We start from the raw sequence: 24,511 nt of genomic DNA, 5'->3' as shown, positions 1-24,511 counted from the left end.
TGCTGTCACGGCCGATCGTGAATACTCCTCGCGGCCCCGCCACCGGGGTAGGCGGGATGGATCGGCTTCGCGCGCGAAGTCGAGGGCAAGGTTGCAACGACACAGACAACCAGCATCATGAGATTGAATCTACCGGTCACCGATCACGAATACCAATTGCCATCGGACGAAGTCATCATCACGAGGACCGATGCGCAGGGCAATATCGAATACGCCAACCAGGCGTTCTTTCGCAGCAGCGGCTATGGGCGTGACGAGGTCCTGGGCCAGCCGCAGAACCTCATTCGCCACCCGGACATGCCGGCCGCCGCCTTCGCCGACATGTGGGCGACGATCCGTGCCGGTACGCCCTGGACGGGCGTGGTCAAGAACCGGCGCAAGGACGGCGGCTTCTACTGGGTGCTCGCCAACGTCACGCCGGTGTTCGGAGACGGCGAACTTGCGGGCTACCTGTCGGTGAGAACCGCGCCGACGGCGGCGCAGATCGCCGCGGCAACCAGGCTCTATGCCGACCTCAAACGCGAGGACCGGTCACGCTGGCGACTCTCAGGTGGCGAGGCATTCCGCAAGGGCGCGGCCGGTGTGGTGCAGCGCCTGTTGCGGCTGCCGGTGGTGGCGCGGCTGCTTGTCGTCCAGTCCGTGCAGGTCGTGCTGATCGTGCTGGCGGCAGCGAGCGCGACGGTGTGGGCGGCACCCCCGGCCATCACCTGGGCGCTGGCGGGCGCGGCGGTGGCCATGTGCGGGGCCGCGGCCTGCTACCTGTCGCTCAATATCCTGCGGCCCGTGATGCGCCTGAATCGCAGCGCGCTGGCGGTGCTGTCCGGCCAGTTGCGGCATCGCTTTCCCGAATGCGGCGACGCGCAGACGCGCCTGCTCGGCCGTTTCCTGAACCAGATGAATGCGCGGCTGGTGGGCGTGCTGCTCGATACGCGCAACTCGATCGAGAGCGTGTGGCAGTCGTCGGCCGGCCTGGCCAGCGGCAACGCCGACCTGTCGGAGCGCACCGAGCAACAGGCCAGCGCCATCGAGGAAACCACGGCCACGCTGGCGCAGATCACCGAAACCGCGCGGCAGAACGCCAGCGACGCCGAACAGGCCCATCAGGAAGGGCGCCGCACGGCCGAGGCGGCCTCCGCGGCAGCGGGCGGCGTGCGCCGCTCGGCGTCGCTGATGGAGCGGCTGACGACGCAATCGCGCAAGATCGCCGAGATCACGTCCGTGATCGATGACATCGCCATCCAGACCAACCTGCTCGCCCTGAACGCCGCGGTCGAGGCCGCGCGCGCGGGCCAGCATGGTCGTGGCTTTGCCGTGGTGGCGGGTGAGGTGCGGTCCCTGGCCCAGCGCGCCGAAGCGGCCGCGAAGCAGATCAAGGCACTGATCGAAAACTCTCTCGAAGTCGTGCAGGCGAGCAGCGAGGCGGCCATCAGCGCCGGCGGCGAGATGGACCGCGTCGAGCAATCGGTGTCGGCGCTGACGCGGACGATTTCGGCCATTGCCAATGCCAGCCGCGGGCAGAGCGTGGAGATCGAGCAGACCAGCGCGGCCGTCGAGCAGATGACGCAGATCACGCAGATGAACGCGGCACTGGTCGAGGAATCGGCCGCGGCGGCGATGGGGCTGAAGCAGCAGGCGCAGGCGCTGGAGGATGCGGTGAATGTGCTGGCGAGCTAGGTGGGCCATGGGAGAGCGGCAGTCGCCTGCCTCCCCTGTTCTATACTAGCTACATATAGGTTAGCTAAGGGGGTGGTAATGCCGGTCGTCAACATGCACGAAGCCAAGAGCCAGCTTTCCAGGCTGGTCGAAGCGGTTGAAAGCGGGATGGAGTCCGAAATCGTTATCGCCCGGGATGGCAAGCCAGCCGCCAAGCTGGTGCCGGTTGCGCCGGTCGACGTGGCCAGCAGTTTCATCGGAGGAGGGCTGAAAGCCTTCGGTCCGCTGCCGGATTTCACGTTGGAGCAACTTGACGCGAGCAATGAAGAGGTCGCCAACCTGTTCTATGGGGCTGACGAATGAGGCTTCTGCTGGACACCCATATCGCCTTGTGGGCTACGCAGGACAGCCCGCGTCTGCCGGGCGAGGCAAGAGCCCTGTTGATGGCGGCGCAGCCGGGTACCGTGTTTGTCTCGGTCGTCAGCCTTTGGGAGTTATCGATCAAGGCGGCCGCCGGCCAGTTCCGGCCCGATGCGAGTGAAGCACGCAAGCATTTCGTCGCGGCGCGCTACCACTTCCTTGAGATGACCGACCAACATGCCGCCACGCATGACGCGCTCGGGCCGCCGCACGCCGACCACAAGGACCCGTTTGACCGCATGCTGGTGGCTCAGGCGATCAGCGAGGGCATGGTCCTCGTCACGCATGATCCGAAGTTGGCGAGATACCATCCGGTTGCCGTGCGGCTCGTCTGATCGGGGCGGCCGCGCTTTCCGCAGGGCGCAGGAAGCGAAAAGCGGTTACAGGATGAACGCCCCCCGCCATGCCTCTTCAACCCCTGGCTGAAGCCGCTGCCTTTGCCCGCGCCGTATGCAATTTGTTGTAGCTGTCGATCACGCGCTGGTGCCGGTCGAGGCCCTCCAGTTTCATGCTGGTGGGCGTCAGGCCAAAGAAGCGCACGCTGCCGTCCACTGAGCCCAGCGCCGCGTCCATCCGTGCATTGCCATACATCCGACGGAAGTTGGCCACGTAGTCGTCCAGTTCCAGGTCGTCGTCGAGCAGCACCTCCAGCACGACATTCAAGGCCTGGTAAAACAATCCGCGCTCGACCGAGTTGTCGTTGTACTGCAGGAAGGCGCCCACCAGCTCGTGCGCCTCTTCGAGTTGCTGCAGGGCGAGATGAATGAGCAGCTTCAGCTCGATCACTGTCAGCTGGCCCCAGTCCGTGTTCTCGTCAAATTCGATGCCGATCAACGTGGCGATGTCGGAGTATTCATCGAGCTCGTTGTTATCCAGGCGCTCGAGCAGCGCTTCCAGGCTGGCGTCGTCCAGTCGATGCAGGTTCAGGATATCCGCGCGGAACAACAGCGCCTTGTTGGTGTTATCCCAGACCAGGTCATCGACGGGATAGATCTCCGAATAGCCCGGCACCAGGATCCGGCAAGCCACGGCGCCCAGCTGGTCATACACCGCCATATACACCTCCTTGCCCATGTCTCCGAGAATGCCGAGCAAGGTCGCGGCTTCCTCGGCGTTGGAGTTCTCGCCCTGGCCGGAAAAATCCCACTCGACGAAATCGAAATTCGCTCTGGCGCTGAAAAAGCGCCACGACACCACGCCGCTGGAATCAATGAAGTGTTCGACGAAGTTATTTGGCTCGGTCACGGCATTGCTGACAAAGCTGGGCTGAGGCAAATCGTTCAAGCCTTCAAAACTGCGCCCTTGCAGCAATTCCGTCAGGCTCCGTTCCAGCGCCACTTCGAAGCTCGGATGCGCGCCGAACGAAGCAAAGACGCCGCCGGTTCTCGGGTTCATCAAGGTGACGCACATCACCGGGTAGACGCCACCCAGCGATGCATCCTTCACCAGCACCGGAAAGCCTTGCTCTTCCAGCGCCTGGATGCCAGCCAGAATGCCAGTGTATTTCGCCAGCACTTCTTGCGGCACATCCGGCAGTGCCATTTCACCTTCCAGAATTTCGCGCTTTACCGCCCGCTCGAAAATTTCGGACAGGCATTGGACTTGCGCTTCGGCCAGCGTATTGCCAGCGCTCATGCCATTGCTGACGTACAGGTTTTCGACCAGATTGGACGGGAAATACACCACTTCGCCGTCAGATTGCCGCACAAACGGCAGTGAACAAATGCCGCGCTGTGTATTGCCCGAATTGGTGTCGTACAGATTCGATCCACGCAATTCACCATCGGGGTTGTAGATGGACCGGCAGTATTCATCGAGAATTTCGGCCGGTAACGCATCTTTACGTCCGGGTTTGAACCAGCGCTCGTTCGGATAATGCACAAACGCCGCATTGGCGATGTCTTCGCCCCAGAACGTGCCACCATAGAAATGATTGCAATTCAGGCGTTCGATAAACTCTCCCAACGCCGACGCCAACGCGCTTTCCTTGGTCGCTCCCTTGCCATTGGTGAAACACATCGGCGAGTGCGCATCGCGGATATGCAGCGACCACACATTGGGAACGATATTGCGCCATGAAGCGATTTCAATCTTCATGCCCAGGCCCGCCAAAATGCCTGACATATTGGCGATGGTTTGCTCCAGTGGCAGATCCTTGCCTGCAATATAAGTGCTCGCGTCAGAAGCTGGCTTCAACGTCAGCAACGACTGGGCATCGGCGTCCAGGTTCTCGACCTCTTCAATCACGAACTCCGGCCCGGCCTGCACCACCTTCTTCACCGTGCAACGGTCGATGGAGCGCAAAATTCCCTGGCGGTCTTTCTCGGAAATATCCGCCGGCAACTCGACCTGGATCTTGAAAATCTGCTGGTAACGATTTTCCGGATCAACGATATTATTCTGCGACAGGCGGATATTATCGGTCGGAATGTTGCGGGTTGCGCAGTACAACTTGACAAAATAAGCCGCGCACAAGGCCGATGAAGCCAGGAAATAATCGAACGGACCAGGTGCCGAGCCATCGCCCTTATAGCGAATGGGCTGGTCGGCGATTACCGTGAAGTCATCGAACTTGGCTTCAAGACGAAGCTTGTCGAGAAAGTTGACCTTGATTTCCATGGGGGTACTCCAAAAACGGTGCTCAATATGATGCGGCCGCTCGCATTCTACCCAGAAGGCAACCCCGCCAAGGCAGGCTGCACGCCCGGAGCGCCGGGGGACCTGATTTGTCCGAGAGCGTTGGGGGTAAGGATCGCGCGAGGAGGGCGTCTGTGGAGCGGATGAAAACCCCCTACACAATGCCCAGAAACAACAAAGCCCAACCGGTGTGGCTGGGCTAAGTGGTTGATTTGAATGGTGCCGAAGAGAGGAATCGAACCCCCGACCTTCTCATTACGAATGAGCTGCTCTACCGACTGAGCTACTTCGGCAACACGTTCCGTTGAACTGGAACAGCCCGCAATAATAGCAGCGCTCTTACCGCACTGCAAATATTTTTTGTGACGGGGTGGGGCGGCGCCGGAAAGCAAACAGGGCACCCGAAGGCGCCCTGTCAGGGAACGGTAGACGCCCCGGCGTCAGCCTTGGTGCTCGGCCGCCGCTGCTTCGTGGTGATAGCGCGTGACGCGCTCCACTTCGTTCTTCGACCCGAGGATCACCGACACGCGCTGGTGCAGTTTTTCCGGCTGCACATCCAGGATGCGGATGTCGCCATTGGTGGCGGCGCCCCCGGCCTGCTCCACCAGCATCGCCATCGGGTTGGCTTCATACATCAGGCGCAGCTTGCCGGCCTTCTGCGGTTCGCGCTTGTCCCACGGGTACATGAAGACGCCGCCGCGCGTGAGGATGCGGTGCACGTCCGCGACCATCGAGGCGATCCAGCGCATGTTGAAGTTCTTGCCGCGCGGGCCTTCGTCGCCGGCCAGGCATTCGTCGATGTACTTGCGCACCGGCGGGGCCCAGTGGCGCATATTGGACATGTTGATGGCGAATTCCTTGGTGTCCTCGGGAATCTGCACATCCGACTGCGTCAGGATGAAGCTGCCGGCTTCGCGGTCCAGCGTGAATACATGCACGCCGTTGCCGACGGTCAGCACCAGCGTGGTCTGCGGGCCGTACACGGCGTAGCCGGCGGCCACCTGGTGCGTGCCGGGCTGCAGGAAGTCGGCCTCGGTCACGGTCTGGCCCGGCTTGGGCATGTGCAGCACCGAGAAGATGGTGCCGATCGACACGTTGACGTCGATGTTGGACGAGCCGTCGAGCGGGTCGAACATCAGCAGGTATTCGCCCTTCGGATAGCGGTTGGGAATCTCGTAGAACGATTCCATTTCTTCCGAGGCCATGGCGGCGAGGTGGCCGCCCCATTCGTTGGCGTCGAGCAGCACTTCATTGGCGATCACGTCCAGCTTCTGCTGGGTTTCGCCCTGCACGTTGCCGGTGCCGGCCGAGCCGAGCACGCCGGCCAGCGCGCCCTTGTTGACGGCGTTGGAAATGGCCTTGCAGGCGCGCGCCACCACTTCGATCAGCAGCCGCAGTTCGGGCTGGATCGTGTTGTGCTTGCGCTGCTCTTCGACCAGGTAGCGGGTCAGGCTGATGCGAGTCATGATGGTTCTCCTTGGATGGCCGCAATTCTACATGTGCCGCGCAGGCCGGCGCCGCGCCGGCGCTGGCCCCCGGGCGTCACGCGGCCAGCGACTTGCCGACGATCTCGCGCACGTCGCGCGACAGCGAGGCCGATGCCGAGACACGTTCGAGTTCGGCGCGCATGCGTTCGCGCAAGGCAGGCTCATACTTCTGCCAGCGGTCCATGACGCGCGCCAGGCGCGCCGCGACTTGCGGGTTGATCGTGTCGAGCGCCAGCACCTGGTCGGCCCAGAAGCGGTAGCCGGAGCCGTCCGCCGCGTGGAACTGCGCGGGGTTGCCCGAGCAGAAGCTGAAGATCAGCGAGCGGGCGCGGTTGGGGTTGCGCAGGTTGAAGGCCGGGTGCTCCATCAGCGCGCGCACCGTGTCGATGGTGCGCTTGCCGGCGTGCGGGCCGACCTCGCCTCGCTGCATGCCCTGCAGCGAAAACCACTTGTCGATGACCAGCGCATCGTCCTCGAAGCGCTCGTAGAAGTCGGCCAGCGCGGCCTCGCGGCCCGGGGCGAAGCTGTTGACCAGCGCCGACAGGGCGGCAAAGCGGTCGGTCATGTTGTCGGCTTTCAGGTACTGCTCGCCGGCAAGCTGCAGCATCGCGTCGCTGCCACTCTCGACCAGGTAGCCCAGCGCCAGGTTGCGCAGCGCGCGGCGCGAGGCCGACTCGGCGTCCGGGCTGTAGGCGCCGGGCGTGGCATTGGACTCATAGGCCGCCAGCCAGTCAGCTTGCAGCGCATGGGCCAGGCCCGCGCGCATGAACTGTCGTGCCTGGTGGATCGCGGCCGGATCGGCCACGCCCATGCGTTCGGCCAGGTAAGCCTCGGCCGGCAGCACCAGTGCCTGCTCGCGGAACGCCGGGCTCAGGCGGTCGTCATTGAGCACCGTGCGCATGGCACTGACCAGCGCGGGGTCGAGCTTCAGGTCGCGGCCGGCCTGCACGTCGGCCACGAGCTGCAGCAGCGCGCGCGTGGCCAGGCGCTGGCCGGCTTCCCAGCGGTTGAACGCATCGCTGTCGTGGGCCAGCAGGAACGTGAGCTGGGCGTCGGAGTACTCGGCATCGACGATCACCGGGGCCGAGAAGTTGCGCAGCAGCGAAGGCAGCGGTGCCGCGGCGCCGCGCGGCAGGTTGATGAAGCGGAAGGTCTGTTCGGCTTGCGTGAAATCCAGCACGCGCGTGGTGCCGCCGGCCGTGGCCTCGCCCTCGAGCTGCAGCGGCAGGTCGTGGCCGTCGGCGCCGAGCAGGCCGATCGCGAACGGAATATGGAAGGGCTGCTTCTCGGGCGAGCCGGCGCGCGTTTCGATGCCGACCTTCGGGCAGCGCTGCGACAGGGTCAGCGTCAGGCTGCCGTCGGCGGCGTTCCACGCCGTGCGCGCGGTGACCACCGGCGTGCCGGCCTGGCTGTACCAGAGGCCGAACTGCGCGAGGTCGCGCCCGTTGGCATCCGCCATCGCGGCACGGAAATCGTCGCACGCGACTGCCTGGCCGTCGTGGCGCTGGAAATACAGGTCCATGCCCTTGCGGAAGCCGTCGCGGCCGAGCAGGGTCTGGTACATGCGCACGACCTCGGCGCCTTTCTCGTACACCGTGACGGTGTAGAAGTTGTTGATTTCCTCGTAGCTGTCCGGGCGTACCGGATGCGCCATGGGGCCGGCATCTTCCGGGAATTGCACCTGGCGCAGCACGCGCACGTCTTCGATGCGCTTGACCGCGCGGCCCGATTCCGAGCCCATCATGTCGGCCGAGAACTCCTGGTCGCGGAACACTGTCAGCCCTTCCTTGAGCGAGAGCTGGAACCAGTCGCGGCAGGTCACGCGGTTGCCGGTCCAGTTGTGGAAGTACTCGTGGCCGACCACGGCTTCGATATTGGCGAAGTCGACATCGGTGGCGGTCTGCGCGTTGGCCAGCACGTACTTCGTGTTGAAGATGTTCAGGCCCTTGTTCTCCATCGCGCCCATGTTGAAGTCGCCGACGGCGACGATCATGAAGCGGTCCAGGTCGAGTTCCAGCCCGAAGCGGCGTTCGTCCCAGCGGATCGCATGGATCAGCGAATCCATCGCATGGCGGGTCTTGTCGAGGTCGCGCGCCTCGACCCAGACCTGCAGCAGCTTGTCCTTGCCGGAGGCCGACTGGATGGTTTCCTCGATGCATTCGAGCTTGCCCGCCACCAGCGCGAACAGGTACGACGGCTTGCGGAACGGGTCTTCCCATACGGCTTCATGGCGGCCGCCGGGCAGTTCGCGTTCGCTGACGAGGTTGCCGTTGGACAGCAGCACGGGGCAGGCCGCGCGGTCGGCGCGCAGCGTCACGCGGTAGGTGGCCATCACGTCGGGGCGGTCCAGGAAATACGTGATGCGGCGGAAGCCCTCGGCTTCGCATTGGGTGAAGAAGTTGCCGTTCGAGACGTAGAGACCCGACAGCGAGGTATTGGCCGCCGGCTGGCAGGCCGCGGTGATTTCCAATGTGCCGTGCGCGGGCAGGCCCGGCAGCGTCAGCGTGCCCGCCTGCTGGGTGGCATTGGCCACGGGTTTGCCATCCACGCTCACGCCGATCAGTTCGAGATCCTCGCCGGCCAGCACCAATGGCGCGTCGGCGGCCGCGGCGGCATGGCGCGCGAAGCGCAGCGTGCTGGTCACGACGGTGCGTTGCGGGTCCAGGTCCAGCACCAGTTCGACGTGGTCGATGGTGAAGGCCGGCGGCGTATAGTCCTTGCGATAGACGGTAACGGGCGTATCGGTGCGCAGCATGGGGAATCCTGTCTTCGGAAGACCGTGAAAGCGGGGCGTGCCGGCCTGCGGGGCGAAGCACGGCTCTGAAGTAACCATTGTAGCCAAGGGGTAGACCGCACTGGCTGACGGGAATTCCGGCGCGGCGACGTGGTCTCAGAGACACGTCAGATTCAACAACAGAGAGGCTTTGATATGTGGCAATGGGCGGGCCGTGACACGGGCGGCCACTGTATTGACGGGAATGGGATGTGGCGCAGGCTAGCCGTGTGGCTGGCGCTGGCCGGCGCCATGCTGGTGACAGGGTGTGCGAGCACGGTAGTGACCGATGTCACGGCGTTCCGGCAGCCGGGATGGCAGAACGACGCGCCGCGCACCTACAGCTTCGAGCACACACCTGAGCAGGCGGCCCAGCTGGAGCGCCAGACCTATGAGCAGTGGCTGGCCAGCGCGCTGGCCGGGGTCGGCTTCGAGCAAGTGCCCCAGAAGCAGGCGCGCTACCGGGTCAGCATGGAATACAGCGCGGCCCCCGGCATGGTGCGCGTGGCGGAAACGGTCTACCCGGACCCTTGGTATGGCCCTTGGGGGCCGTACTGGGGTCCATATGGGGCCTACCGGCCGTGGGGTCCGTGGGGCTGGCCCGGCTACTGGCCGCCGCCCCAGACCGTCGTCCGCGACGTACCGGTGACCTTCGCCAGCCTGCGCGTCTATTTCAAGGATGCGGCCACCGGGCAGCGCGTCTATCAGGTAAGCGCCCAGAACCAGACCGAGAACGGCAACCCGGCGGCGATGATGCCGTACCTGATCCGCAGCGCGTTCACCGAGTTTCCGGCCGAGAGCGGCAGACCCCGGCGCGTAACCTTGCCGGTCGATGAGGGTCCGGCCCAGCCGTCGCCTGCCGACGCAAAAACGGCCCCTAAGTAATGTCGGCGAACCATATACATTGGCGTGCCATTGCATACGGCTGGGTAAAAGCTGTTTTGCTGCGATATTCGGCCGAAAACCCATTTCCCCCCTTGAAAGAGGTGGGTTAACGGCTGCCACCGTGGGCTAGAATAAGCGCTCGATTTTTCCGGCCCACACAACCGAAGCCCGTCAGGATGCTGCCCCTCGCTGCCGGCCATCGTGCCTGCTGCCTATAGGGTGGAATGCGCACGGGCGCCGGCAGAAGGCCATTTTCCGGACGAGCCAATGAGCAGCAAGACCAGCGGTGACGCACCGCAACATGCCCCGAACAGTCCTGAAGCGCAATTGCGCCTGGCTGCGCTGGAATACCACCGCAGCCCGACCAAGGGCAAGATCCAGGTAACCGCCACCAAGGCGCTGTCCAACCAGCGCGACCTGTCGCTGGCGTACTCGCCGGGCGTGGCCTACGCCTGCGAGGAAATTGCCAAGGATCCGGCGACTGCTGCCGAGTACACCTCGCGCGCCAACCTGGTGGCCGTCGTCACCAACGGTACGGCCGTGCTGGGCCTGGGCGACATCGGTCCGCTGGCCGGCAAGCCGGTCATGGAAGGCAAGGGCTGCCTGTTCAAGAAGTTCGCCGGCATCGACGTGTTCGACATCGAGCTCGACGCGCGCGACCCGGACAAGATCGTCGAGATCGTCGCCGCGCTGGAACCCACGCTGGGCGGCGTGAACCTGGAAGACATCAAGGCGCCGGAATGCTTCTATATCGAGCAGAAGCTGCGCGAGCGCATGAACATTCCCGTCTTCCATGATGACCAGCACGGCACGGCCATCATCTCGACCGCGGCGCTGCTCAATGGCCTGAAGGTGGTCGGCAAGGACGTCGCCAAGGTGAAACTGGCCGTGTCGGGCGCCGGCGCGGCGGCCATCGCCTGCCTGGACACCATGGTGAGCCTGGGCGTGAAGCGCGAGAACATTTCGGTGGTGGACTCGAAGGGCGTGATCTATGTCGGCCGCGATGCCAACATGGAAGCCAACAAGGCTCGCTACGCGCAGGACACCTCGGCCCGCACGCTGGCCGACATCGTCAAGGACGCGGACGTGTTCCTCGGCTGCTCCACCGCTGGCGTGCTGACCGGCGAGATGGTGAAGACCATGGCCGACAAGCCGATCATCCTGGCGCTGGCCAATCCCGAGCCGGAAATCCGCCCGGAAGTGGCCAAGGCCGCGCGCCCGGACTGCATCATCGCCACGGGCCGTTCGGACTATCCGAACCAGGTCAACAACGTGCTGTGCTTCCCGTACATCTTCCGCGGCGCGCTCGATTGCGGCGCGACCAAGATCACGGAAGCGATGAAGCTGGCTTGCGTGAAGGCCATCGCCGAGCTGGCCGAAGCGGAACTGAACGATGCAGTCGCCGCGGCCTACGGCGGCCGTGAACTGAAGTTCGGCCCCGACTACATCATCCCGACGCCGTTCGACCAGCGCCTGATCGAGAAGATCGCGCCGGCCGTGGCCAAAGCCGCGGAAGAGTCCGGCGTGGCCACGCGCCCGATCCAGGACCTGGATGCCTATCGCCAGCAGCTGTCGACCTACGTCTACCACACCGGCATGATCATGAAGCCGGTGTTCTCGGCCGCCAAGGCGTCGCCCAAGCGCGTCGCCTACGCCGAGGGCGAGGAAGAGCGCGTGCTGCGCGCGGTGCAGGGCGTGGTCGACGAAGGCCTGGCGCGACCGATCCTGATCGGCCGCCCGCACGTGATCCAGATGCGCATCGAGAAGGCCGGCCTGCGCCTGCGCGCCGGCGTCGATTTCGAGCTGATCAATCCGGAAGACGATCCGCGCTACCGCGCCTACCACGAGGCCTACCACGCGCTGCGCGGCCGCGACGGCGTCACGCCCGACATGGCCAAGGTGGCGCTGCGCCGCTCGAACACGCTGATCGGCACGATGCTGATGCACATGGGCGATGCCGATGCGCTGCTGTGCGGCACCGTGGGCCGTTTCGAGGCGCACCTGGAACACGTGCGCGACGTGATCGGCCTGGCCCCGGGCGCCAAGGTGTTTGCCGCGCTGAACGCGCTGATGCTCGAGAAACACACGCTGTTCATCACCGACGCCTTCGTCAACGACGACCCGACCGCTGAGGAACTGGCCGCGATCACGCAACTGGCAGCGGAAGAAATCCGCCGCTTCGGCCTGCACCCGAAGGTCGCGCTGATGTCGCACTCGATGTTCGGTTCGTCGACGCGTCCGTCCGCGCGCAAGATGCGTGAAGCGGCCGAGATCCTGGCGCGCGTGGCGCCGGAACTGGAAGTCGAAGGCGAGATGCAGGGCGACGCCGCCCTGGACGAGGACGTGCGCCGCCACTTCCTGCCGTCGACCAAGCTGGCCGGCAGCGCCAACCTGCTGGTGATGCCGACGCTGGACGCCGCCAACATCGCGTTCAACCTGCTCAAGATGACGGGCGGGCAGGGCGTGACGGTGGGTCCGATCCTGCTGGGCGCGGCCAAGCCCGTGCACATCCTGAACCCGCAGGCAACCACGCGCCGCATCGTCAACATGACCGCCGTCGCGGTCGCCGAGGCTAACGCCAACGCCGTGCGCTAAGCGCTGTCGTCACACAGCCATCCAGGCATGAAAAAGGCCGGGTCAATGACCCGGCCTTACTTTTTTGCTGTGGCGCGCCAAAAGCTCGCCGCACCGGTCGTTATTGCAGTACGTTGTACTGCTCGCGCATGACCACGATGATCGACCTGGCGGCAGCAAGCTGGTTATCCAGGTTCTCGACATACTCCTGCGGGAAATTCACTTCCGCGCTCCAATTGCAGCCGGTATGGTCGGGCTGGTGCATTCGCACCGCGTGAAGCTCACATTCACCGCATTCGGGGTTGTTATCCAGGCACTGGTTCAGGATGGTCATCAGTTCGGAACGGGTCTTCGCATATCGCCGCATGAGTCACCTGCCTCGCTGTGGTTTTCGTAGTCCGGACAACCAATCTAGGCAGCGTGCCCCGCCGCTTCCAATTGAATCGGCCTATGGAGCAGTGGCTGCCGATCCGCGAGTGCGTGGCAGATAATGCGGCACTGCAGCATGACCGCGCTGGTTGAATGCCGGAAGTGATGCCGGCGCGGCAACAAAAAAGCCCGCCAGTTGGCGGGCTCAGTGCTGCTTTCAGAACGCGTGAGCGTCAGAACTTGTGACGCACCCCCACGCCAAACGTATCGCCGTGCTCGATGCCGGTGATCTTGTCGTAGTAATAGGCCGCGTACACGTCAGTGCGCTTGGACAGGTTGTAATCGTAGGCGACCGCAAAGGTATTGCGCTTGAAATCGCCGATCGAGTTATCGGTCTTGTCGTAGGCGTACGAAGCCAGCAGGCTGCCGGCGCCGATGGGCACCGATGCGCCGAACTGGCCGTTGACGTGCTTGATGTCGCCGGACGGCGCCGTGGTGGCGCGGGTCTTGATGTACTGGCCCTGGGCAAACAGCTTGACCACCTTGAAGTCATACGACAGGCCCAGCTGGGCCGCGTCCTGGCGCGACAGGCCGGCGTTGGCCAGGTCAGTCGCCACGTTGTCGAAGCGGACTTGCTGGTAGGCAACGGTGGCGGCGAACGGACCGTTGAAGTACATCAGGTTGCCGCCCCACTTGTTCTTGCCGCCTGCGCCGGGCTGCTCGCCCATGGCGTAGATGAAGTTCGCGGTCAGGCCACCGAAGTTCGGGGTGGAGTACAGAATCGAGTTGTTCCAGCCCGAATCGCCGATGATGCCCGGGTCGACTACACCTCCGCTGGCAGCGCCGAAGTAGGTATGGAAGATTGCCGGCGAGAACACGTACGAGTCGACCAGCGGGTTGAACAGGATGGTCGAGATGAAGTACGGCGTGGTGTTGCGGCCCAGCTTGACGGCGCCGGCCTTGTCGTTCTGCAGCCCGACATAGGCATTGCGGCTGAACATCGAGTCGCCGTTGAAGCGGCCCATGCTGCCGCTGTCGGTGCGGAAGAAGCCGTTCAGGTCGAACACGGCCTTGGTGCCGCCGCCCAGGTCTTCAGTACCCTTGATGCCCCAGTAGGACGTCTGCATACCGCCCGAGTTGGCGACCCAGGCGCGCTCGCCAACGCCCGGGCTCTTCACGCCGCCGACAAACATGTCGGCCTGGCCGTACAGCGTCACGCTGGACTGGGCCATGGCCGTGCCGGAAAGAAGGGTAGCTGCTACCGCCGCCAGCTTCATTGCCGGCTTGTACTGCTTCTGCATGTTTAAGACCTCCGTGGTTTTATCCTGCTTGGAACGTTGTGTACTGGGTCCCTGTCGGGTTCTTGTTCTGTTCTTTGCGCTTCTGTTCGTGCCGCCTGGTCTGGGCTCGGTTGACGGGCCCGCATTCATCGAGATCGCGGGCCGGGGTGCCGACGGCATCGGGTACAGCGTTTTTGTTATACAGGTGTTGCTTTTTTTGCTCAGCCGGATACTAAGTCGTCAAGGCGGAACTGCGCAATGCGATGGATCTGGTTGATGCAAGTTTGCAACTCCACGTCGGGCGCATTGTCGATGCGGCGGGCAAACTCGTTGATGATGCCGGCGCGGTCATAGCCGCGCACGGCCAGGATGAACGGGAAGCCGAACTTCTGGTTGTAGTTGGCGTTGAGCGACTGCAGGCGCTCGAATTCCTCGGGCGTGCACAGGTTCAGGCCCGCGCCGCTCTGCTCGCGCGTGGACTCGGCCGTCAGCTCACCGCGCACCGCGGCTTTGCCGGCGAGTTCCGGGTGGGCGCGCACCAGCTTGACCTGCGCATCGGTGCCGGCCTCGTCCACGGCCTTGCGCAGTGCGCCGGCCAGTTCCGCCACGTTCGCGAACGGGCGCTGCGCCGCGGCGGTTTCGGCGAACCACGGCGAGTGTTCATACAGGCCACCCAGCACCGTCACGAATTCGGCGGTGGGCATGGCGTTGAGTTGGTCGATGGAGTATGTCTGGCTCATGCTTGATTGCGGGGCGTGTAGGGGTGGGTCTCGACCCAGTGTCGGGCGATATCGACACGCCGGCAGATCCACACCTTGTCGTGGCCCTGCACATAGTCGAGGAAGCGCTGCAGCGCGCGGAAGCGGCCCGGCCGGCCGAGCAGGCGGCAATGCATGCCGATCGACAGCATCTTGGGCTGGTCCAGCCCGCTGGGGTCGCCTTCGTCGTACAGCACGTCGAACGAATCCTTCAGGTACTGGAAGAACTGTTCGCCGGTATTGAATCCTTGCGGCGTGGCGAAGCGCATGTCGTTGGAGTCGAGCGTGTACGGCACTACCAGGTGGGGCTTCTTCTCGCCGCCGGTGACTTCCACTTCGGTCCAGAACGGCAGGTCGTCGCCGTAGTAGTCCGAGTCGTAAAGCAGGCCGCCGTGCTCCACCACCAGGCGGCGCGTATTGGGGCTGTCGCGGCCGGTGTACCAGCCAAGCGGCATCGAGCCCGTCATTTCCCTGATGATCTCCATGCCGATGCGCATATGCTCGCGCTCGGTGGCTTCATCGATGTTCTGGTAGTGGATCCAGCGCCAGCCGTGGCAGGCGATCTCATGGCCCAGCTCGACAAACGCGCGCGTGAGTTCCGGATGGCGCTGCAGCGCCATCGACACGCCGAAGACGGTCAGCGGCAGGCCGCGGCGCTCGAACTCGCGCAGGATGCGCCAGGCACCCGCGCGCGAGCCGTATTCGTAGATGCCCTCCATGCTCATATGGCGGTCGGGGTAGGCCGCGGCGCCGACGATTTCGGAGAGGAACTGCTCCGACGCGGCATCGCCGTGCAGGACGCAGTTCTCGCCGCCCTCTTCGTAGTTGAGGACGAACTGCAGGGCGACGCGCGCGCCGCCGGGCCAGCGGGCGTGCGGCGGCCGGGCGCCGTAGCCGATGAGATCGCGAGGATAGTTCTGCTTGGTCATGGTTTGTTTCTGCTTCAGGGAACCGGCCGGCCTTCCTTGCGGAGGGTCGGCCTGGGACCGCGGTCCCGATTGCTGCAATTACTCCGTGCCGTGCGAGTTCGCGGCGGCGTTGCGCATGGCTTCTTCGCGCGACTGGATGCCGTTGTAGAAAAGGTTCAGCGCCACGGCCACGATGGTGCCGAGCACGATCCCGCTGTGGGTGAACGGCACCGTCCACTTCGGCAGGTACTGGAAGAACGTCGGCGCCAGGGTCGGGATCATGCCGAAGCCGATCGCGATGGCGACGATAAACAGGTTGTGGCGGTTGCGGTTGAAATCGCAGCTGCCCAGGATGCGGATGCCGGTCGCGGCCACCATGCCGAACATCACGATGCCGGCGCCGCCGAGCACGAACTGCGGCACCGAGGCCACCACGTGGGCCATCTTCGGGAACAGGCCGAACGCGATCAGGATGATGCCGCCGGCCGCCGCCACGTAGCGCGAGCGCACGCCGGTCACGGTCACCAGGCCGACGTTCTGCGAGAACGAGGTGTACGGGAAGGTGTTGAACAGGCCGCCAATCACCGTGCCCAGGCCATCGGCGCGCAGGCCGCGGGTCAGGTCTTCGTTGCTGAGCTTCTTGCCGGTGATGTCCGACAGTGCCAGGAACATGCCGGTCGATTCCACCAGCGTGATCAGCATGACGATGCACATCGACAGGATCGCGCTGATTTCGAAGGTCGGGATGCCGAAGTGCAGCGGCGTGATGACAGCGACGAAGCTTGCTTCGTTCAGGCCTTCGAACGAGACCTTGCCCATGGCCATGGCCACGAACGTGCCGGCGATGATGCCGAGCAGCACCGCGCAGTTGGCCACCAGGCCGCGGCCGAACTTGGTCAGCAGCAGGATGATTGCCAGCGTGAGCCCGGCGATGCCGAGACTGGTCAGGTCACCGTAGGCGAGGTTGGGAACTTCCTTGACCACGCCATCAATCACGGCACGGGTGGTGGGCTGGCCGCCGGCTGCCCAGTTGATGCCCACGCGCATCAGCGACACGCCGATCAGCGTGATCACCGTGCCGGTCACCACAGGCGGGAAGAGGCCGAGCATCCGGCCCATCATCGGCGCAATCAGGATGCCGAACACCCCCGAGGCAATCACCGCGCCGTAGATGCCGAGCAGGCCGATGTTGGGGTCGGTGCCGATGGCGATCATCGGCGCCACCGAGGCGAAGGTCACGCCCATCATCACGGGCAGGCGGATACCGAACTTCCAGAAGCCGAACGCCTGGATCAGCGTGGCCAGGCCCGCAGCGAACAGGTCGGCATTGATCAGGAAAGCGAGCTGGTCCTTGGGCAGCTTCAGGGCGCCGCCGACGATGAGGGGGACCGCGACAGTGCCGGCATACATCACCAGCACATGCTGCAGCCCGAGCGCGAGCAGGCGCCCGGAGGGCAGACGCTCGTTGGTCAGGTCCGTGGGGACCGCGGTGCTTGCGGAAGTCATTGATGCGTCTCCTCTCCTTGGGTTTGATGGGAACACCGGCATCCAAGGCCTCCTTTATGGAACAGCGCTTCCGCCGCGTCCTTCAGGACGCTGTCATGGATGGCGCAGCCAGGCCTCGTTCGGCGTGATGCCGGCGGGAACACCGTGCTAGGTGGAGCGGCCCAGCACGCTGCGAAGATCGAAGGCGCCCGGATCGTCGGGCTGTACGCGGTCGGCGCAGGCGCCGAGGTGGTGCGCCATGCGCGACTGGGCCAGCGCGGCATCGCCCTGTTCCAGTGCGTCGAGGATTTCCTCGTGTTCGTCGAACGAGCACGCGTTGTTGCCGGGGGCTTCGACGCTGGCGATCATCAGCGTGGTGCGCGAGACCAGCCGGCGCATCATGTTGACCAGCAGCGCGTTGCCGGACAGCTCGGCCAGCGCGGTGTGGAATTCGGCCGACAGGCGGATCCAGGTGGGGCGGTCATGCGTGAGGAAGGCCTGGCGCTCGCTGGCCACCATCTTGCGCAGCGGCGCGATCACAGTCTTCACGTCGGGCATGGCGGCGAGCTTTTCGAGCACGGCGCGTTCCATCATCTGGCGCAGCTCGAACATGTCGTGCGCCTCGTCGGTGGACGGGCTGGCGATAAAGGCGCCGCGGTTGGGTTCCAGGTCGACCATGCCGTCGGTAGCGAGGTGCGACAGCACCTTGCGCACCGTGTGGCGTGCCGTGGCATAGATCTCGCAAAGCGAATGCTCGGTCAGCTTGGTGCGCGGCGGCAGCCGGTGCTCCATGATCGCGTCATAGATCTCGTGATACATGCGCTCCTCGACCGAGCCCTTGCGTGCGGGCTTCTCGGATTTCTGTTCGGTCAGGGCGGCGTCGGCGACACCGGCAATCAGCTTCAGGCTCTTGGACATCTTGGCACCAAGCGGTAGGACGGAAACAGCGGGCTGCGGCCCCCTGCGGGACCACCGTCTGCGGTGCCGGAAATCCCGGCTGTCAGCAAGCGGCGATCCGAAAATTGTTGACAATTATTTGGTTAAGCCTTCAATATTGTCAACAAAACCGAATCAGGTTTTCGACAACTAAGGGTTAGTCCCCAGTTGTCAACCGGGTAGGGGCGGGCGCATTGTCGCCACGCACCAACCCAGCGCCGGGATGCGTTACATGACGTACCGAGCGGGCACCATACTCCACATATGGTGCTAGTGAAGGCAGCGGCGCCCCTCACAACCCAATCGCACAAGGACCAATACGATGGGACGCTTGACCACCCACGTTCTCGACACCGCCGCCGGCACCCCGGGGCAGGGCATGTCGGTTACTCTCCATAAAATTGTCGACAATCGCCGCGAAACGCTGAAAACCGTGGTGACCAACCACGACGGCCGTTGCGACCAGCCGCTGCTGGAAGGCGCCGATCTGGCCGTCGGCGAGTACGAGCTGGAATTCGCTGCCGGCGATTACTTCCGTGCGCAAGGCGTGAAGCTGCCCGAGCCTGCGTTCCTGAACGTGGTGCCCCTGCGTTTCGGCATTGCCGACACCAACGCGCACTACCACGTGCCGCTCCTGGTTTCGCCCTGGTCGTACTCGACCTACCGCGGCAGCTGAACCGGTGGTCTAGGGAAACAGGAGACAAGACATGGAAGGCTATATCCTCGACTGGGCCAATATGCTGTTGCGGTGGGTGCACGTCATCACCGCCATCGCATGGATCGGTTCCTCGTTCTATTTCGTCTGGCTGGACAACAGCCTGACCAAGCCGCTCGCCACCGACCTGAAGGACAAGGGCGTGGACGGCGAGCTGTGGGCCGTGCACGGTGGCGGCTTCTACAACCCGCAGAAATACCTGACCGCACCCAAGTCACTGCCCGAGAACCTGCACTGGTTCTACTGGGAGTCGTATTCGACCTGGATGAGCGGCTTCGCGCTGCTGGTGGTGCTGTACCTGTTCAACGCCAGCACGTTCCTGATCGACAAGAACGTGTTCGACATGTCGCCTGGCGCGGCGGTCGGCTTTGCGGTGTCGTACCTGCTGATCGGCTGGATCGTCTATGACAGCATCTGCCGCCTGTTCGGCAAGAACGACCGTCTCGTCGGGATCCTGGTGGCGGTCTACATCATGGCCGCGGCCTTCGTTGCCTGCCACATCTTCTCGGGCCGCGCGGCGTTCCTGCTGACCGGCGCGATGGTCGCGACGATCATGAGCGCCAACGTGCTGGTGTGGATCATCCCGGGCCAGCGCAAGGTGGTGGCGGCACTGAAGGCCGGCCAGCCGGTGGACCCGATCCACGGCAAGCGCGGCAAGCAGCGCAGCGTGCACAACACCTACTTCACGCTGCCGGTGCTGTTCGCCATGCTGTCGAACCACTACAGCATGACCTACGCCGCCAAGAACAACTGGCTGGTGCTGATCCTGATCATGCTGGCCGGTGTGCTGATCCGCCAGTTCTTCATCCTGAAGCACAAGGGCAAGATCAATGTGCTGTGGCCTGCCGCCGGCGTTGCCGCGCTCGGCGTGGTGGCCGTGCTGATCGCGCCGCAGCCGCGTCCGGTGGTGGCCAGCAATGGTGGTGCCGATGCGGCTGCGACGGCGGTGAGCTTCACCAAGGTCCAGGAAGTCATCAACACGCGTTGCGTGCAGTGCCACGCCGAAGCGCCGAAGATGATGCCGACCGCGGCCAAGGGCATCAAGCTCGACTCCGCCGACGAGATCAAGGCGCACGCCCAGCTGATCTACCAGCAGGCTGTCCAGCAGAAGGCCATGCCGCTGGGTAATGTGACGCAGATCACGGACGACGAACGCGCGCTGTTGGGACAGTGGTTTGAAGGCGGCGCCAAGACGACCAACTGATTGATATCCAGCATGAGGGCTCGCCGGCGAGCGGGCCCATGAACACTGAGCATCGGTGATCGACGGTTCGGAGGCCGCGCAGTCTGGCGGCCGGCAGTACCGGACCGGCGAGGGTTTAGACGGAGCTTCGGCTCCGTTTTTTTTGTATGCGCCCCGAGGGACGCATACAAAAAAAGCCGCTCCGAAGAGCGGCTCGCGTTCCAGCCGGGGCATCAGCCCATGGCAGGATTAGTCATCCAGCAACGACAGGTCGCGCACCGCGCCCTTGTCCGCCGACATGACCAGCTTGGCATAGGCCTTGAGCGCCGCCGACACCTTGCGCGGACGCGGCTTGGCGGGCTTCCAGCCCTTGGCGTTCTGCTCTTCGCGGCGGCGCGCGAGTTCTTCGTCGGAGACCAGCACGTCGATGGTGCGGTTCGGGATGTCGATGCGGATCCTGTCGCCGTCACGCACCAGGCCGATCGCACCGCCGGCTGCCGCCTCCGGCGAGCAGTGGCCGATCGACAGGCCCGAGGTGCCACCCGAGAAGCGTCCGTCGGTCAGCAGCGCGCAGGCCTTGCCCAGCCCCTTGGACTTGATGTAGCTGGTCGGGTAGAGCATTTCCTGCATGCCGGGGCCGCCCTTCGGGCCTTCGTAGCGCACGATCACCACGTCGCCGGCCTTGACCTTGTCGTTGAGGACGTTCTCCACGGCCTCGTCCTGCGATTCCGTGACGTGGGCATTGCCTTCGAACACCAGGATGCTCTCGTCCACACCGGCGGTCTTCACCACGCAGCCGTCCACCGCGATATTGCCGCGCAGCACGGCCAGGCCGCCTTCCTTCGAGAACGCATGCTCGTACGAGCGGATGCAGCCCTCGGCGCGATCCAGGTCCAGGCTCGGCCAGCGCGTGTCCTGGCTGAACGCGACCTGCGTCGGGATGCCGGCCGGGCCGGCCATGTAGAAGTTGCGGACGGCGTCGTCCTGCGTGCGGACGATGTCCCACTGGTTCAGCGCATCGCCGAGCGTCGGCGCATGCACGGTCGGCACATCGGTGTGCAGCTTGCCGGCACGCTCGAGTTCGCCCAGGATGGCCATGATGCCGCCTGCGCGGTGCACGTCCTCGATGTGGTACTTGTTGGTGTTCGGTGCGACCTTGCACAGCTGCGGCACCACGCGTGACAGGCGGTCGATGTCGTCCATCGAGAAATCGATGCCGGCTTCCTGCGCAATCGCCAGCAGGTGCAGGATGGTGTTGGTCGAGCCGCCCATGGCGATATCCAGCGTCATCGCGTTCTCGAAGGCCTTGAAGCCGACCGAGCGCGGCAGGATGCGCGCATCTTCCTGCTCGTAGTACTGGCGGGCCAGTTCGACGATGCGGCTGCCGGCGCGCTTGAACAGCTGCTCGCGGTCAGCGTGCGTGGCGACCACCGTGCCGTTGCCGGGCAGCGACAGGCCAAGCGCCTCGGTCAGGCAGTTCATCGAGTTGGCCGTGAACATGCCCGAGCACGAACCGCAGGTCGGGCAGGCGGAACGCTCCACCTCGGCCACGTCGGCGTCGGAATAGGCCGGATCGGCCGCGATCACCATGGCGTCGACGAGGTCGAGCTTCTTGAATTCGACTGCCTTGGTGACCGGGTTGGCCAGGCGCGTCTTGCCGGCTTCCATGGGGCCGCCAGAAACGAAGATCACCGGGATGTTCAGGCGCATCGCGGCCATCAGCATGCCCGGGGTGATCTTGTCGCAGTTCGAGATGCAGACCATGGCGTCGGCGCAGTGCGCATTGACCATGTACTCGACCGAGTCGGCGATGATGTCGCGGCTCGGCAGCGAATACAGCATGCCGTCGTGGCCCATGGCGATGCCGTCATCGACCGCAATGGTGTTGAATTCCTTGGCCACGCCGCCGGCGGCCTCGATCTCGCGTGCGACCAGCTGGCCCAGGTCCTTCAGGTGGACGTGGCCGGGCACGAACTGGGTGAACGAGTTCACCACGGCGATGATCGGTTTGTTGAAGTCGTCGTCTTTCATGCCGGTGGCGCGCCACAGGGAGCGGGCCCCCGCCATGTTGCGGCCGGCGGTGGAAGTCTTGGAACGGTATGCGGGCATTGTGGGGTTGTGGAATCTAAATCGCAGAAAGGATGCGGGGCCACGGGAATAGGAGCCCCTCGCGCGCCCGTGCGGACAACCTCTTGAGCTGCGCCCTGGGCAGAACCCGTGATTATCCCACACCGCCGGCAGCGCGTAGCCGGCAGGCCGGTGATCGCGCGCCCCGCATGCAGGGCATCCGGGCTTCGCGGCCCGGATGCCCTGGTGCGTCTCTTGCGGTGGTCAGCCGCCGATATTCAGCAGCGCCAGCACGCCCAGCACCAGGAAGATGCACGCGGCGATCTTGTGCACCAGGCCGATCGGCATCTTGTTGGCGAACTTGTCGCCAAGCAGCACGGCCGGCGCGTTGGCCAGCATCATGCCGAACGTGGTGCCGGCGACCACGGAGAGCACCGCGCCGTTGAAGCGGGCGGCCAGCGCGATCGTGGCGATCTGGGTCTTGTCGCCCATCTCGGCAAAGAAGAACGCGACGATGGTGGCGAGCAGGATGCCGAGCGTGCCTTTCACCGGCTTGGCGTTTTCTTCGTCGTCGAACTTGTCCGGGATCAGCATCCAGCCGGCCATGGCGATGAAGCCCAGGCCCAGAATCCAGCGCAGCAGCGTTTCGCCGAGCACGTGGGTGATCCAGCCGCCCAGCGCCCCGGCAAAGCCGTGGTTGACCAGCGTGGCGATCAGGATGCCAAGGATGATGGGGAGCGGCTTGCGGTAGCGTGCGGCCAGGACGAGCGAGAGCAACTGCGTCTTGTCGCCCATTTCAGCGAGCGCGACGATGCCTGTGGAGACGAGGAAGGCTTCCATGTTGTTATGTGAGTAACCGGGCCGCAATGCATCGCGAGATGCCAATGACACACACCTTTCCCGGCCCGGCCAGAAAGGTATGGTCATCGGTCTCGCCAGGCCTTGGATCGGGCTGGCCATACATACGGATACGGCCAGCCGGGTCCGGAGCTGCGCACGCCATAACCGCAAGCGGTCAAGTCTGTTGACGTACGCCCCTGTCTGCCGGGTTCCGCATTGCGCGGAGCGGTGAGAGCAGGGCGGCTACTCCCCAATGGAAGCCGCGATTATAGCGGCGACGGCGGTGAGCGTCCACCGCCGGAAAAATGTGCCCTGTCAGGCGGGAACCGGCGACTGCTCGCTGGTGCGGCGGCCGCGGAAATCGGTCCAGCACAGGGCCTTGAAGTCGTACAGCTTGCAGCGGCGTGCCGTCTGGAAGTACCAGCGCCACGAGAAGTTCTCGATGATGATGCGGCCTGGCAGCGCATGTTCGAGCAGCGCCTGGGCGCGCTTCAGGCGGTACAGCGGCACGCTCATGTCCACGTGGTGCGCGGTGTGTTCCATGATGTGGTGAAGCGCCGCGCCGATGCCGTGGCGGAAACGCAGGTGCACGGTGGTCGAGACAAAGGGCTGGGCCTTGGCCCACATGGCCTTGGTGTCGTACCACGCCACGCTGGTGTGGGTGTGGTGGACGTACAGCACGAAGCCGACCGTCAGGTTCCAGACCAGGAAAGGCAGCACGAAACCAGCGCCGACCATCATCCAGGCCGATTGATCCGTGGCCAGTGCGGCCCACACCAGCGCGCCGATCCACGCGGCGCCGAAGGCAGCCACGAGCGTGCAGTCGGCCATGAAGATGGGCCGGCGCGTCGCCATCTGGCGCTTGCTCGGGAAGAACAGCTTGAACCACCAGATCTCGATCAGGTAGTACAGCCCGGCGCCGAAGCCATTGCGGTAGATGCGCTCCATCATGCGGCGCCAGCGCGGCAGCGCCTGGAATTCTTCGAGCGAATAGGGCGCCCAGACGAAATCGAAACCCTTCAGGTTGGTGTAGCCGTGGTGCACGACGTTGTGGCCGACTTCCCACAGGCTGTAAGGCGTGAGCGACGGCAGGAAGGTCAGCCGGCCCAGCCACTTGTTCAGGCCGCGGCGCGGCGTCAGGCTCTGGTGGCAGGCGTCATGGCCGATGATGAACAGCCGCGCGATGATCAGCCCGGCCAGTACGCCCAGGCCCAGCTTGGCGGCCCAGTGCGGCGCCAGCACGATGCCGGCCAGCGTGGCCGCGAACAGCAGGTAATCAAACGCGAACAGCACCAGCGCGCGCGGCGTGCTGCGCTGGCCCAGCGGAATCAGCCAGCCGCGGATGATCTTGCGCGACGGCAGCGGTTGGTCGGGGGCAATCGGATCGGGGAATGGCCGCTCTTTGGCGGCCGGTGCTTCAAACGTTACCTCGGGATGCGTGGCAGCGGTGGGGGTCATGTAAACCTTCAGGTTGCTGGCGTTGCTGAAGGCCTGGTATGGCCGGCAACGGAACCATAAAGGTTAGAGGGGTTCGCCGGTCC

19 protein-coding genes, 1 tRNA gene and 1 riboswitch are annotated in these 24,511 nt (G+C 64.5%); of the genes, 7 read left to right on the top strand and 13 right to left on the bottom strand.

Going from position 1 to position 24,511, the window contains the following annotated elements; genetic code table 11:
• The first annotated feature begins 117 nt into the window (after positions 1–117).
• From AC3FKH_RS12145 to AC3FKH_RS12135, 3 genes are all read left to right on the top strand, one after another.
• Positions 118–1,674 carry a methyl-accepting chemotaxis protein gene (locus AC3FKH_RS12145; RefSeq protein ID WP_488675799.1) on the top strand — a complete coding sequence of 519 codons (1,557 nt, stop codon included), beginning with the start codon at positions 118–120 and terminating at the stop codon, positions 1,672–1,674.
• A gap of 78 nt (positions 1,675–1,752) precedes the next feature.
• Complete coding sequence (locus AC3FKH_RS12140; protein WP_488675797.1) at positions 1,753–2,016, top strand: type II toxin-antitoxin system Phd/YefM family antitoxin; 264 nt, start codon at positions 1,753–1,755, stop codon at positions 2,014–2,016.
• Positions 2,013–2,408, top strand: a complete 396-nt coding sequence (locus AC3FKH_RS12135) for a type II toxin-antitoxin system VapC family toxin (protein ID WP_488675796.1) — start codon at positions 2,013–2,015, stop codon at positions 2,406–2,408. Before AC3FKH_RS12140 ends, AC3FKH_RS12135 begins: the two co-directional genes overlap by 4 nt.
• A 76-nt stretch (positions 2,409–2,484) precedes the next feature.
• On the opposite strand, the gene AC3FKH_RS12130 is transcribed toward AC3FKH_RS12135, so the two are convergent.
• The 4 genes from AC3FKH_RS12130 to pepN form a co-directional block, all read right to left on the bottom strand.
• Positions 2,485–4,692 carry an OsmC domain/YcaO domain-containing protein gene (locus AC3FKH_RS12130; protein ID WP_488675795.1) on the bottom strand — a complete coding sequence of 736 codons (2,208 nt, stop codon included), beginning with the start codon at positions 4,690–4,692 and terminating at the stop codon, positions 2,485–2,487.
• Positions 4,693–4,927: 235 nt separating this feature from the next.
• Positions 4,928–5,003 (bottom strand) — tRNA-Thr (locus AC3FKH_RS12125).
• A gap of 147 nt (positions 5,004–5,150) precedes the next feature.
• Entirely contained in the window at positions 5,151–6,176 is a 1,026-nt protein-coding gene (locus AC3FKH_RS12120; RefSeq protein ID WP_488675793.1) for a class 1 fructose-bisphosphatase, read from the bottom strand.
• 76 nt (positions 6,177–6,252) lie between these two features.
• Complete coding sequence (gene pepN, locus AC3FKH_RS12115; RefSeq protein ID WP_488675791.1) at positions 6,253–8,952, bottom strand: aminopeptidase N; 2,700 nt, start codon at positions 8,950–8,952, stop codon at positions 6,253–6,255.
• Positions 8,953–9,180: 228 nt separating this feature from the next.
• Here pepN and AC3FKH_RS12110 point away from each other — a divergent pair, with 228 nt between their 5' ends.
• Together AC3FKH_RS12110 and AC3FKH_RS12105 are read left to right on the top strand one after the other, a co-directional pair.
• On the top strand, positions 9,181–9,855 hold the full coding sequence (locus tag AC3FKH_RS12110) for a DUF4136 domain-containing protein (protein ID WP_488675789.1): 675 nt from the start codon (positions 9,181–9,183) through the stop codon (positions 9,853–9,855).
• A 267-nt stretch (positions 9,856–10,122) separates the two neighbouring features.
• Complete coding sequence (locus AC3FKH_RS12105) at positions 10,123–12,450, top strand: NADP-dependent malic enzyme (RefSeq protein ID WP_488675787.1); 2,328 nt, start codon at positions 10,123–10,125, stop codon at positions 12,448–12,450.
• A 100-nt stretch (positions 12,451–12,550) separates the two neighbouring features.
• On the opposite strand, the gene AC3FKH_RS12100 is transcribed toward AC3FKH_RS12105, so the two are convergent.
• The 6 genes from AC3FKH_RS12100 to AC3FKH_RS12075 form a co-directional block, all read right to left on the bottom strand.
• Positions 12,551–12,796, bottom strand: a complete 246-nt coding sequence (locus AC3FKH_RS12100) for a hypothetical protein (protein WP_483710874.1) — start codon at positions 12,794–12,796, stop codon at positions 12,551–12,553.
• Positions 12,797–13,031: 235 nt separating this feature from the next.
• Complete coding sequence (locus tag AC3FKH_RS12095) at positions 13,032–14,099, bottom strand: porin (protein ID WP_483710875.1); 1,068 nt, start codon at positions 14,097–14,099, stop codon at positions 13,032–13,034.
• A gap of 200 nt (positions 14,100–14,299) precedes the next feature.
• Positions 14,300–14,818: a 2-oxo-4-hydroxy-4-carboxy-5-ureidoimidazoline decarboxylase gene (gene uraD, locus AC3FKH_RS12090; RefSeq protein ID WP_488675784.1), complete on the bottom strand. Its 519-nt coding sequence runs from the start codon at positions 14,816–14,818 to the stop codon at positions 14,300–14,302.
• Entirely contained in the window at positions 14,815–15,765 is a 951-nt protein-coding gene (puuE, locus tag AC3FKH_RS12085; RefSeq protein WP_488675782.1) for an allantoinase PuuE, read from the bottom strand. The genes uraD and puuE overlap by 4 nt, the downstream gene beginning before the upstream one ends.
• Positions 15,766–15,843: 78 nt before the next feature.
• Positions 15,844–17,250, bottom strand: coding sequence for a nucleobase:cation symporter-2 family protein (locus AC3FKH_RS12080; protein WP_488675780.1), 1,407 nt, complete (start codon positions 17,248–17,250; stop codon positions 15,844–15,846).
• Positions 17,251–17,397: 147 nt separating this feature from the next.
• Positions 17,398–18,147 carry a GntR family transcriptional regulator gene (locus AC3FKH_RS12075; RefSeq protein ID WP_483729873.1) on the bottom strand — a complete coding sequence of 250 codons (750 nt, stop codon included), beginning with the start codon at positions 18,145–18,147 and terminating at the stop codon, positions 17,398–17,400.
• 340 nt (positions 18,148–18,487) lie between these two features.
• Here AC3FKH_RS12075 and uraH point away from each other — a divergent pair, with 340 nt between their 5' ends.
• Both uraH and AC3FKH_RS12065 read left to right on the top strand, forming a co-directional pair.
• Positions 18,488–18,841, top strand: coding sequence for a hydroxyisourate hydrolase (gene uraH, locus AC3FKH_RS12070; RefSeq protein WP_488675778.1), 354 nt, complete (start codon positions 18,488–18,490; stop codon positions 18,839–18,841).
• A 31-nt stretch (positions 18,842–18,872) separates the two neighbouring features.
• Positions 18,873–20,084 (top strand): urate hydroxylase PuuD, encoded by a 1,212-nt coding sequence (locus AC3FKH_RS12065; protein ID WP_488675776.1) that lies wholly within the window; start codon positions 18,873–18,875, stop codon positions 20,082–20,084.
• A gap of 228 nt (positions 20,085–20,312) precedes the next feature.
• Here AC3FKH_RS12065 and ilvD read toward each other — a convergent pair whose 3' ends face one another.
• The 3 genes from ilvD to AC3FKH_RS12050 all read right to left on the bottom strand — a co-directional run bounded on the left by ilvD (position 20,313) and on the right by AC3FKH_RS12050 (position 24,428).
• Positions 20,313–22,172 carry a dihydroxy-acid dehydratase gene (gene ilvD, locus AC3FKH_RS12060; protein ID WP_488675774.1) on the bottom strand — a complete coding sequence of 620 codons (1,860 nt, stop codon included), beginning with the start codon at positions 22,170–22,172 and terminating at the stop codon, positions 20,313–20,315.
• Positions 22,173–22,394: 222 nt separating this feature from the next.
• Positions 22,395–22,970 carry a TMEM165/GDT1 family protein gene (locus AC3FKH_RS12055; protein ID WP_483729869.1) on the bottom strand — a complete coding sequence of 192 codons (576 nt, stop codon included), beginning with the start codon at positions 22,968–22,970 and terminating at the stop codon, positions 22,395–22,397.
• A 105-nt stretch (positions 22,971–23,075) separates the two neighbouring features.
• Positions 23,076–23,234: riboswitch (yybP-ykoY riboswitch) on the bottom strand.
• 51 nt (positions 23,235–23,285) lie between these two features.
• Positions 23,286–24,428 carry a fatty acid desaturase gene (locus AC3FKH_RS12050; protein ID WP_488675772.1) on the bottom strand — a complete coding sequence of 381 codons (1,143 nt, stop codon included), beginning with the start codon at positions 24,426–24,428 and terminating at the stop codon, positions 23,286–23,288.
• Positions 24,429–24,511: the final 83 nt, after the last annotated feature.

This window comes from Cupriavidus sp. 21MJTG02-4 (assembly GCF_057798975.1).
Note: the sequence above shows the minus strand (reverse complement) of the source record. Positions and strands in the feature narration are given on the sequence as shown.